The sequence below is a fragment of the Acidiplasma sp. MBA-1 genome (assembly GCF_000949015.1).
GTDB classification, from domain to species: Archaea; Thermoplasmatota; Thermoplasmata; order Thermoplasmatales; family Thermoplasmataceae; genus Acidiplasma; species Acidiplasma aeolicum.
In genome coordinates, this window is the sequence record NZ_JYHS01000001.1 from 466,088 (window position 1) to 477,898 (window position 11,811).

Annotated in this window: 11 protein-coding genes; 5 read left to right on the top strand and 6 right to left on the bottom strand. The window is 32.5% G+C overall.

Annotated features, from left to right (window positions below; translation table 11 throughout):
• Window positions 1-7 precede the first annotated feature (7 nt).
• From gyrB to TZ01_RS02390, 3 genes are all read right to left on the bottom strand, one after another.
• Entirely contained in the window at window positions 8-1,939 is a 1,932-nt protein-coding gene (gyrB, locus tag TZ01_RS02380) for a DNA topoisomerase (ATP-hydrolyzing) subunit B (RefSeq protein WP_048101181.1), read from the bottom strand.
• Window positions 1,940-2,001: 62 nt separating this feature from the next.
• Window positions 2,002-2,679, bottom strand: coding sequence for a hypothetical protein (locus TZ01_RS02385; protein ID WP_048101182.1), 678 nt, complete (start codon window positions 2,677-2,679; stop codon window positions 2,002-2,004).
• Window positions 2,680-2,767: 88 nt separating this feature from the next.
• Window positions 2,768-3,349 carry a hypothetical protein gene (locus tag TZ01_RS02390; protein WP_048101183.1) on the bottom strand — a complete coding sequence of 194 codons (582 nt, stop codon included), beginning with the start codon at window positions 3,347-3,349 and terminating at the stop codon, window positions 2,768-2,770.
• An 81-nt stretch (window positions 3,350-3,430) separates the two neighbouring features.
• On the opposite strand from TZ01_RS02390, the gene TZ01_RS02395 reads away from it, so the two are divergent.
• Together TZ01_RS02395 and TZ01_RS02400 are read left to right on the top strand one after the other, a co-directional pair.
• Window positions 3,431-3,859, top strand: coding sequence for a bis(5'-nucleosyl)-tetraphosphatase (locus tag TZ01_RS02395; RefSeq protein WP_048101184.1), 429 nt, complete (start codon window positions 3,431-3,433; stop codon window positions 3,857-3,859).
• A gap of 81 nt (window positions 3,860-3,940) precedes the next feature.
• Window positions 3,941-5,032, top strand: a complete 1,092-nt coding sequence (locus tag TZ01_RS02400; RefSeq protein WP_048101185.1) for a TIGR04053 family radical SAM/SPASM domain-containing protein — start codon at window positions 3,941-3,943, stop codon at window positions 5,030-5,032.
• A 152-nt stretch (window positions 5,033-5,184) separates the two neighbouring features.
• On the opposite strand, the gene TZ01_RS02405 is transcribed toward TZ01_RS02400, so the two are convergent.
• From TZ01_RS02405 to pheA, 3 genes are all read right to left on the bottom strand, one after another.
• Window positions 5,185-5,709, bottom strand: coding sequence for a hypothetical protein (locus TZ01_RS02405; protein ID WP_048101186.1), 525 nt, complete (start codon window positions 5,707-5,709; stop codon window positions 5,185-5,187).
• A complete protein-coding gene (locus TZ01_RS02410; RefSeq protein WP_048101187.1) occupies window positions 5,706-5,972 on the bottom strand; it encodes a DUF211 domain-containing protein in 267 nt (88 codons plus the stop codon). The genes TZ01_RS02405 and TZ01_RS02410 overlap by 4 nt, the downstream gene beginning before the upstream one ends.
• 65 nt (window positions 5,973-6,037) lie before the next feature.
• Entirely contained in the window at window positions 6,038-6,850 is an 813-nt protein-coding gene (pheA, locus tag TZ01_RS02415; protein ID WP_048101188.1) for a prephenate dehydratase, read from the bottom strand.
• A 124-nt stretch (window positions 6,851-6,974) separates the two neighbouring features.
• Between pheA and TZ01_RS02420 the strand changes: the two genes are divergently transcribed.
• The 3 genes from TZ01_RS02420 (at window position 6,975) to TZ01_RS02430 (ending at window position 11,671) form a co-directional block, all read left to right on the top strand.
• On the top strand, window positions 6,975-7,955 hold the full coding sequence (locus tag TZ01_RS02420) for a hypothetical protein (RefSeq protein ID WP_048101189.1): 981 nt from the start codon (window positions 6,975-6,977) through the stop codon (window positions 7,953-7,955).
• Between the two features lie 274 nt (window positions 7,956-8,229).
• Window positions 8,230-9,213 carry a Gfo/Idh/MocA family protein gene (locus tag TZ01_RS02425; protein WP_055041003.1) on the top strand — a complete coding sequence of 328 codons (984 nt, stop codon included), beginning with the start codon at window positions 8,230-8,232 and terminating at the stop codon, window positions 9,211-9,213.
• Window positions 9,152-11,671, top strand: coding sequence for a tetratricopeptide repeat protein (locus tag TZ01_RS02430; protein WP_156150282.1), 2,520 nt, complete (start codon window positions 9,152-9,154; stop codon window positions 11,669-11,671). The genes TZ01_RS02425 and TZ01_RS02430 overlap by 62 nt, the downstream gene beginning before the upstream one ends.
• Window positions 11,672-11,811 lie beyond the last annotated feature (140 nt).

Below are 11,811 nucleotides of genomic sequence, written 5' to 3' on the forward strand. Positions count from 1 at the left end.
CTCACCCTCATATGTCAAGATTCTTTACGTACTTTGCGTTTTCCTCAATGAATTTTCTTCTGGGCTCCACCTTTTCACCCATTAATATGCTAAATAATTGATCTGCATAATAGGCATCCTCTATTGTAACCTGCACAAGCTTCCTCGTTTCAGGGTTCATCGTGGTATCCCAGAGCTGTTCCGGGTTCATCTCACCCAGACCCTTAAATCTCTGTATTATTACATTGCCACCAAGCTTTTTAATCAAATCATCCTTTTCATCCTCGAAGAAAACATAGTGTATGTCATTCCCCTTTTGAATTCTGTATAATGGAGGCTGGGCAAAATATACATGGCCCTGATCAATAAGATCCTTCATAAATCTGTAAAAGAATGTTAGCAGGAGTGTCCTTATATGTGCACCATCCACATCCGCATCGGTCATTATTATGATTTTATTATACCTTAAATTCCTTATATCAAATTTATCCTTTATATTCGTTCCTATGGCTGTTATTAAATTTTTTATTTCCTCATTTTCAAGAGCCTTATTGTCATTTGCCTTTTCGACATTAAGTATTTTACCCCTCAATGGGAGTATTGCCTGGAATTCCCTGTTTCTTGCCTGCTTTGCAGATCCACCTGCAGAGTCACCCTCAACTATGTATATTTCCGTTATTTTTGAATCGTCTGATGAGCAGTCTGCAAGCTTACCGGGAAGGCTTCCGCTCTCAAGTGCAGTTTTTCTCCTTACAAGGTCCTTGGCCTTTCTTGATGCCTCCCTTGCAGCTGATGCAGCAAGAACCCTTCTTATAATGGCCTCAGCAACAAGGGGAAATGATTCAAAGTATTCCTTAAGGTATTTTTCTGTTATTGATGAAACAATATTTTTAACTGCACTGTTCCCAAGCTTTTCCTTGGTCTGTCCCTCAAACTGTGGATTGTACATCTTTACATGCAGCACTGATACAAGACCCTCCCTGGTATCATCTCCGGTAATCGCTGAAACCCCCTTTATTAAATTTTTATTCTTTGCATAGTCTATAATTGCCCTTGAGACGCCGGTATGAAAACCTGTAAGATGCGTGCCGCCCTCCGGTGTTTTTATGTTATTTACAAAGCTTTCTGATATTTCAGGGACATCGTTATTATACTGCATGGCGAATTCAACGGTGTAATCTTTATATTCTTCATAGCAGTGTATTGGATCCTTATTTATTACCTCCTTTCCCTGATTTAAATACTGCACATATTCTACCAGGCCACCATCGAAATGAAATGATTCTGATTTGTTTGTTCTAAAATCTGATAAATTAATTGTAATTTTTGGATTAAGAAATGCAAGGTCCATTATCCTTTCACTTATGACGCTGTATGAAAAATCTGTGCTGTCAAATATTTCCTTATCAGGATAAAATTTTATTATTGTTCCATGTTCTGGATATTTTATAACAATATCTTTAATATTTTCATCATTTTTTGCCTCATCAGGGGTTAATGTAACCAGACCTGACACAGGAATGCCCCTCTCAAATCTTTCATAGTATATCTTACCATCTTTTTTTACAAGGGCAATTAAGTATTCTGAAAGTGCATTAACCACATGAACTCCCACACCGTGAAGGCCGCCGGTAACCTTATATACCTTTTTATCAAATTTTGCACCGCTATGAAGCTCTGTCATAACGATTTCCAGGCCCGGCCTGTTATACTTAGGATGTATATCTACAGGAATTCCCCTTCCATCATCCTCCACAGATATTGATCCATCCCTATATATTACAATATTTATATTGGATGCAAATCCTGCCATGGATTCGTCTATACAGTTATCTACTACCTCATAAACCATGTGGTGCAGGCCCTCTGTCCCAGTTGAACCTATATACATGCCAGGAACCTTTCTGACAGCCTTTAAACCTTCCAGTATTTGTATCTGTGATGAATCATATTTATCCATACTAAATCCTATAATAGATGCAATCTATACTTATAAAGTTTATACAGAATCAATGTTTATAATTATTGTACCTCATTTAAAATTTTTATGAGCCCCTTTTTGTCACCCGGGGTGGATAAAATAACCGCTTTTATTCCATAAGATTCAAGTGCATCACAGTAATCCTTTAATGAATTTTCATTTATGTATGGCTGTTTTATTGATCCTATGGTTTCTGAATTTCTTTCTGTTTTTATGATAATATAAGGAATTATTTTAGATGCATCTAAATTTTCAAGCATTTCCGGTTTTTTAAGATTAAGGGCAAGATAAAATGATGCATTTGATTTCATTCTTTCCTTTATTTTTGCATAACTGTAGGAAAAACTTATTATCAATCCCGCATTAACATTACTTTCAGCAGCAATTGATGCGGCGGTTTCAGATGATATCTCATTTAATCTTTTTCCATATTTTGGTTCATCACCCATGGTAAAAACAATTGATGATTTAATCATTTTTGCAGCTTTTATAATTGAATGTACATAAAGTTCACCAACGCTGTTAAGAGCTTGATTTATAATTATATCCTTTTTAAAATATTTTTCCCGTATCATGTATCCTATTAGAATCGGCGGTATTTTTGGATAACCAAGTGGATTATCAGGTATGTTAAATCCATCAAAGCCCTCCATGTTTTCTATTTCTGATTTTAAATTATGTTCTTTTACGAATGGATAAATTTCTGCCAGAAGTCTCATTATTTTGTATAAACATAACCAAATATAGATTTTTGGAATTTATATAAATAAATTAATACTTTTATTTTAAAATGATTCCAGGTAATATTTATTTTGAAAATTCCAGTAATTTCGTTGATTTTTTTGATAATATTGCCAGAATTGCATCATTATTTTTTTTATCAAGCTCCTGTAATGCACCCTGTGGCTGTATGCTTACCATATTGTCCTTTAAATCATTGAATGAAATGGAATTCCTTAAAAGTGCGTCTATGTAATATCCGGCCTCGTTAATTCCTGAGGATAAAATTTTTTCAAATGCATTAATTTTAATCTCGCATATATCTCCAAACAGATAAACCTTTGAAAATTGCAATCTTAAGGGTCTAAAATTATCTCCATAATCAGGAATTATATCTGATTTATCCAGAATATATTTACCGGATGCGAATCCAAAGCCAATTATTCCTGTTTTAATTTTATATGGCATATTTATATATTCGGTATGCATCGAATGGAGCAAAAAAACACTTGAATTTACATCTATTTTATTATACATGGATTTTAACCTTGGTTTATCCCTGAACCCCCATGTTCCGGTATAAAGGAAGTTAAGCCAGTCCTCCGGTGGACCTGTTAGTTTAATAAAATTTTTGTCCATTAATAAAGTATTAAGATTCTCATCTGACATTTTTAACTTATTTTGTATGTTTAATTTATATTTAAAATTTAAAAATGCCAAACAATATAAGGGATACAACAATCAGTAATCATGGAGCTTAATGAATACAGTTACGGCATTATACTTTATAAAAAAAATTCCAGTTTAAAGTTTTTGCTTTTAAAAAGATCTGAGGGGTGGCTTGATTTCCCTAAGGGGCATATTGAAAAAAATGAGACAGAAATTGAGGCTGCAATCCGGGAAACATTTGAGGAAACTGGAATTAAAATTAATCCTGATGATATTGATAGGAAATTTTCATATTCAATGTGCTACAAATTTCAAAGGGGAAATGATATGGTAATAAAACATGTAACAATGTTTTTGTCAGAAATAAATGATGATGCCAGTATTAGGATTTCTGCGGAGCATTCAGGATATATGTGGCTTGATTATAATGATTGCATGAAAAATTTAAGCCATGAAAACCAGAGGGAAATGATCAAAAATGTATATGAATATTTAAATACTCGAAAATAAATTATATTAAAACCTATACTTTTTTTAAAATTCTTTCAGTTTTTTCATTCTCATTATATATAAATAATAAATATATTAATTATGTATAATTATAATAACAAGCCAATACTTGTTTTTTATGAAACAACAAAGGCATGTGATCTTGCATGTAAACACTGCAGGGCATCAGCCATTGAGGCAAGGCTTCCAGACGAGATGACTGTTGATCAATCAGTTAATTTTGTTAAATCCATTAGAAATTTTGGAAAACCATATCCAATATTGATTTTAACTGGCGGGGATATGCTTAAAAAGGAGGGGCTTGAGGAGATACTTAGAACAGCATATGAATATAAGATTCCAGTTTCTGCCAGCCCCGCTGCCACTGCAAGGCTTAATGATGAATCATTTGAACTTCTTAAGAAATACAATGTACTTTCAATATCACTAAGCCTTGATGGACTTAGGGAAACACACAACTGGCTGCGCGGGTATGATTGGGTGTTTGATAAAACAATGGAGGCAATTAATACCGCCAGAAATCATAAAATGCCCGTGCAAATAAATACTGTTGTTCTAAAAAAGAATATAATGGAACTCCCGGATATTCTTAAATTATTAATAACTAATAATATAAGGGTGTGGGAGGTATTTTTCCTTATAAAAACCGGCAGATCAATAGATTTCGAGGATTTAACCCCACTGGAATATGAGGATGTAAACCACTGGCTTTACTACATCACATCATACAATATGACTGTAAGAACTGTTGAATCTCCAATATTTAGAAGAATTGCAGACGAAAAGGAAACATATCACGGTACATCACTTTACAGGGAACTAATAAGAAAAACCCATGAGCTTCTGGGCTTGCCTGATGGAAAACCGCACGTGCACATGGAAAAAACCAGGGACGGTAAGGGAATTATTTTTGTATCCCATAACGGTGATGTTTATCCAAGTGGATTTTTACCGGTTGTTCTTGGAAATGTCAAGAGAGAATCAATTGTCCATATTTATCAGAATAATGACATTTTAAGGCGTTTAAGAAATCCCGAAAATTTGGAGGGACTGTGTGGAAGCTGTGGTTATTCTGATGTATGTGGTGGTTCAAGGGCCAGGGCATATGCAACCTTCAACGATATTTTTGCCGAGGATCCTGCATGCATAAATACATATAATTTTATTAAATAAATAATAATATGCACAAAATTATGTAACTTATTAAATGCCTGCCATATTCGATAGTTTTAAGAATCAATAATATATTTAATTAAATTAATATATTTATACATATATTTTGCATGGTGACTCCACGCATGTCTGTACAACATAGTATAAAATGATTAAACTATTAACTTTAAATAAAATCCGGCGACGGTAACTATTATGCCTATTAAAATCATAATTAAAACCCATAATTTTGCACTGCCGGCTGTTGTTTTGCTTATAAACAGTCCAAGAACTCCCAGTGATATGTATGAAAATGCCAAGGGTATAATTATATTATTTTTTATGATTAAAGAGGAAAGAAGTGGAATTAATGCACCTGCAAAACCGCAAAGGGCTGCCATTAACGAACCTGCAATGGATTCAAGAAATATTCTATCACCCAGCTTCCCCTTTAATAAATAAGATGTGGATCTTAAATTAAGCTGCAATGCCGTTCTGTGAAGTTCCTCATTCAAACCTGCATACTGTGCTATAAAATAACTAAAGGTACCTGCGAAGGCAGACCCAAATGAGATCTTGAATGCCAGAAATATGGATATGCCATTATGTGCCAAGATGCCACCAGATGCAAGTATTAGGGCAGTTATTATTCCATCAGATAATCCAATGCTTAATGGAAATAAAAATTTGTTTTTCATTTTACTATGTGCTTCCCGGCAACCACTTCATCAATTGAATGTATGGCACACCCCATATCCTCTATAGTTTTTATTAAATAATTATAATTAATATTCATGCCCTCAACTATTATACTTGTGCCCATTGTTTCCATATCCATCTCGGTAACTGTTATTTTTACGGCCTCCACACCAGGGACCTCCTCTATTGATCCCGCAAGTTCTGTAAGCGTTGGCCTGTTCAAACCCTTGTCAACATCCAGCAAAATTCTCCTAAGATTCATAAGTTTTTCTAACTCCTGTATCTAATTTATTATTAGATATAATATTAATCACACATATTAAAATTTTATGAATTAAAATTAAATGATGCATCCTTATATGTTCCCAAAATCTTTAAAGTTCCTGCAATATTTTTTATTTCATTTATTGCATTTTCTGTATTTTTATTATTTTCTATATCGACAAAGAATATATAATTAAAAGGATTAAATTTAACCGGCCTCGATTCTATTTTTGACATATTTATTGAATACTTATCGAAAATGGAAAGAACCCTGTAAAGGGCACCTGGTGTGTTTGATGTTGAGAACACCATGCTTGTTTTGGTTTTACCATCTGGCTTTTCGGGAGATTTGGATAATAGGAAAAATCTGGTATAGTTATTTTTATTATTTTCAATTTCCCTCTGGATAATATGCATACCATATATGGACGCTGCCAGCTCACTGGCTATTGCCGCCCTGGCTTTATCCTTTAAACCTTTTACAATTTCCACACTTCCTGCGGTATCATACTCACTTACAGGTATAAAATTATGCGAGAAAATGAAATCGGAGCATTGTGCAAGTGCCTGAGGGTGTGAGTGAACGTATCTTATATCATCTATTTCACTATCCGGAAATCCAATCAAACAGTGGCTTATCCTAAGGTAATATTCCTTTACAATAAATAAATTATCCCGGTAAAGATTGTCATACGTCTCACTGACTGCACCCTCAATTGAATTTTCTATAGGAACCACACCTAAATCAATCTCCCCTTTATTTATGCCATCAAAAATTGACCTTATAAATTTGTATGGAACGTATTCGCCCTCAGCCAGTCTTTCTGCGGCTATATTACTGTATGCTCCCTTTTCTCCAAAATACCCAATCTTCAACCTGACCACTATCTTATATTTATATTTAACTTTTACTTTTAATTAAATAAGTAAACAAAAATAGGGCCAGATTGTCTCTGATTATCTGGCAAAGACTTTAAATATAATAAAATTATTAAATTTTATGAAAAATGTAACATCCACCAAAGGTTCCATAATGTTTTATTTAATTCCCTCTGTAATTTCCCTTGGCTTTTTTTTATATCTTACCATTTTTATTAGCATGAAATTATTTCAGTATATTGGTATATATTTTATAGCCCCAATTTTTTCAATTATAATCACATTACTTGTGTATCATTCAATAAAGAAGAATATTAAAAATAGGTCAACAATCTTAAAATTTTCATTATTGGTATTTGCTTTTTCTTATATATTACTGGAATCTATTTTTCTCATAATAAATATTCATACCCTTTTTTCAATTATTTTGCTCATTCCATTTGACCTAATAATAATTGCCATACCGTTTTACATTAATTATAGGGATAAGATGCCATACAATGGCATTCCGGGAGAATACAGCACTGATTTAACAACCAGATTAAGGGAAGTTACAGGAGATGAGGATATAGAAGTGTATATTTCTGAATTTAGCCGTGCAAATTTATATGGCGCAACCACCAGAGGCAATGACTGGAATTTAATAATTTATAAAAGTGCATTTGATAAATTCAATGAATCTGAACTTTTATTATACATGCTCCAGATTTATTACAGTAAAAAGTTTAATATAAATAAAATCATGCTTCGTGACATCTTTTTATGGTTTGTATTGATTGCAGATATGTTATTTATATCATATATACTTTCAATAGATTTGCCAGATAAATATGGAATTTATTTTCTTCCACTTTTAGCCTTATCTGTTATTCTTATTATCTTAACCCCTCTTATTATTAATAGAAAAATTATTGATTTGAATAAAGTTGTGGACAAAAAAATTTTGGAAAAAGCTGAAGACATGGAAACATTAAAATCCATGATTCTGAAGCTTGCCGATCGGGAACCTTTAAGGCCGCTACCACAATACCAGTATAACAGATATAAGCAAAGATTGCTCAAGAATGCTTACACCAGGATAAAAAACATAGAAAAATCATAAGTGCTGGAGCCTTAATATAAGAGATGTATACTATTCCAGGCTGGTAATTTAATATGGTATCTTATTATTAGGAAACACCATTTCCATGAATTCATAAGGATAATAATAGAGGTTTTATTTTATCTATTCCCGCTTTAGTATTGAATAATTAATTATTATACGTCTTCCTCACACAAATGTTTCTTTTATGTATTCAGGTAATGCAAAAATTTATTAATATTGATCAGTTGTATTCGTAAAGGAATATTTTAATTCCTATATAATAATGATAATTATGTCAGTTGAAATGAATGAAAATATAAATGTGGCCATTGTCGGATATGGTTATATTGCAAAGTATTGGGAAAAGGCCATACTAATGAATGGTAAAATGAATATCGTGGGAATTTATGATAAGAATATATCTACTAACATAACAGGACATAGTTTTTATAAAACTTTATCAAACCTGATTGATGATGATCGAATAAAAACGTGCATAGTATGCACACCGACAGATAACCATTACACAACTTCATCTCAAATTTTATTATCTGGAAAAAACATAGTGGTGGAGAAACCTTCAGTTCTAAATATAAATGAATATAATAATTTATTAAAAAGTGCTAAGGTAAATCATGCATTGATTTATAATGCATTTCATTTTGTATATTCGCCTGAAATTGTCTGGTTTAGGAAATCACTAAAAGAGCTTTATAAAAGTTATGGGAAAATAGGAAGTTTCTGTTCCTATTTTTCTGATCCATATTATATTAGAGGTGAATTACAAAATAAAGCTTTAAGTCTTTTAGGAAGCTGGGTTGATAGTGGGTCTAATATTTTAAGTATGCTATATTCCATTTTTGACGATATAAGTTTGGATTCACTAACATTTGGTGATAGTTACTCTGGAAACTTTTCTGATTTATTTTCAATTGCTTCAATGATGTTTAATGACTCTAAAAATGGCACCGGCTTTGGACATACAGTTACCAACTGGGTTTCAAACTCCTCACTTAAATACACGGATTTTATGTTTCCCGAAACAAATGTAAAAATTAGGCTAAACCATTCAGAACTTAAGGTTACACTCACAGATGATAAAGGAACCAAGATTTTGTTCTCATCTTCTGAGACTGATAGATTATTAGCACATTACACAGGACTTGTGGATGATGTATATAAATCACTGTCTGCAGGCAAGGGTAATGAAGATTATGGAAAAAGCATATACAGTACAATGTACGGCATTCAAGATTTGGGTGGTGGCATTGCCTGAGAGCAAGTTTTCAAGAAAAACACAGCAGGCTATTAAAAAGTTTACGGATAGAATAGAACCAGTGATGGTATTCAATCAATGGCTGGAGGCGATAACTACAGGTAAAATAACCAGAAAGGTTCTGGTTTATTACGGTGTGGGCGGAATAGGAAAAACACGGCTTATATCTAAACTAATGGATGACGTGGATAAAAGAAATAAAGAACAAAGTAAAATTAAAATAAATATCATATTTGCCGGAATGGATATAAATGAATACAACTCCCCATCTGCAGTTCTGCTTGGACTTAGAAAACAAATAAAATTCCCATGTGTTCTTTTTGATTATGGCCTTGTTAAATACTTCTCCTCAATAGGAAAAACTGCTGATCAGATTAAGGAGTTTATACCTAAAAATAGCGTTATTTGGGATATAACAGGTGACATCCTTGAGGCAATACACATTCCTGTGGGGCTTATAGATAAAATTGCCATAAAGCTCAGGGAAAAGTACTCAATACAGTTTAAGGAATATCATAATGAAATTGAGGCCATTGATTCATGCAAAAGAAATCCGGAGGAAATATCTGAAAGGCTTCCACACCTTCTTGGAATAGATATTTCAATAGCTGCAAAAAGTAAAAATTCAATATTTGCCATATTTCTTGATTCATATGAATCAATATATAGGCGCCAGGATTTCCAGCTCGCAAATAATGATCCTGATGAATTTATACAGGAATTAGTACTTTCTTCTAAACAAACATTATTTATAATAGGGAGCAGGGAATATATAAAATGGGAGCAAAAGGATCCATCATGGAATGAAATACTTGATCAGCACATACTTGATTATCTCAGTGATCAGGATTCTGATTATTTCCTTAGATCCGTACCAATTTTAGATGAATCCATTAGAAAATCCATAATAAGCAGCAGCAAAGGACTTCCACTATACCTTGACCTCTGCGTTGAAATTTATTTGAGAAATAAAAATAATATGACTGCATATGATTTTATAATTCCAACCAATGAAATTATACCTAGGTTTCTATCACACCTTTCAGATGATGAAAGAACACTTTTCATTGCATTATCATACATTCATTTTTTTAATTTTAACATCTTTGAAATTCTTGTAAAGGAGCTTAATATACCAATTGCCATATCTGACTTTGACGAAATAGCCAGCCATTCATTTGTATTAAAAGTTGAGAATCTGGAAGGTATATACAAAGTACATGACAATTTTTATGAGTATGTTATAAACAATCCCACAATAAGTGGTAAATCGAAGATTATGGAAAAAATTTTTTCAGGTGTTATAAAATATCTTAATGATAATAAAAAAAGTATACCATATGAATCCATGGTGATTTTTTACCCCAACGTTATGAATCTTCTTTCCTACATGTCGGAATCAGGTATAGATATTGGAGAGAAGTTTATTGAACTTTCAATATTTATTGTTGATGCGGGGTACTGGAATGTTGTCGGAAGCATATCAGCCCAAATACTTAAAAGGCATCCCAATGATGATCGTATTCAGTTCCTTTTTGCTGTCTATCTAAGGAGAATTGGAATGCTGGAAGACAGTATTAAAATTCTTGAAAATATTAATCCAGAAAATCCATTATTTGGTAACTTTAAGGATTATATATCATATTACAAGGCCGATACATTGCGTGTTATGGGCAGGTATAAAGATGCACTTTCTATATTTAATGGGATCTCAGAAAAGTATAGAAATAATAAAGATAATGAAATTTATCTTAAATCACAAAATCAAATAGGAGATATTACATTTCTTTTTGGTAAATTTTTAGACGCTTTGAATATTCTGGAATCTGGATATGGGGAAAATAACATGAATACTGTACAATTTGCAGAGATGCTCAGAATAGAGGGTCATATCTATCGTTTTAATTTTATGCTGGAAGATGCAATTGCTAAATATTTCAACTCCATGGAACTGGCAAGAAAACTCAACGTTTTAGGCCTACAGGGTAAATTGTATAACAATCTTGTCGAGGCATACTGCTGGTTAGATGCTAATGAGGCGATTGAGTATGGAAAAAAATCAATAGAAATAAATAAAAACCTGAATGCTCCTGTGGAATACGGTAAAACCTATGCTGCATTATCTATAGCAAGCTCCATGAAGGGTGATTTTACCTCCAGCTTAAAATATTCTGATATGGCACTATCAATTCAGGAGCAAGTTAAGTATCCTGGTGGAATGGTTTATGCCCATGGAAGTTATTGCTTGATATATATTAAAACCGGTGATAAAAATAAATTTATGGAACATTACAATGAAATGAAAAAACTTGTTAAAAATCTTGGTGCAGAGAAGTATACAATGCTTCCCTATTATATATATTTAAATGATGCAGAACTTAAGGAGACATTCAAAAATCTGCAGTGGCTTGATTATGAAAAAACTCTGAAAATTGTAAAAACAATATTAAGTGATTAGATTTAATTATAAAATTAATATAAATATTGGTAAGCTTGTACTGTAAGCAAAGAAATTATAATCATCATATAAATATGTCTATAGATTTTTTAGCATCAAATTTGTTATCAGTATATATTTCCTGAATAAAAAAGTAGAAT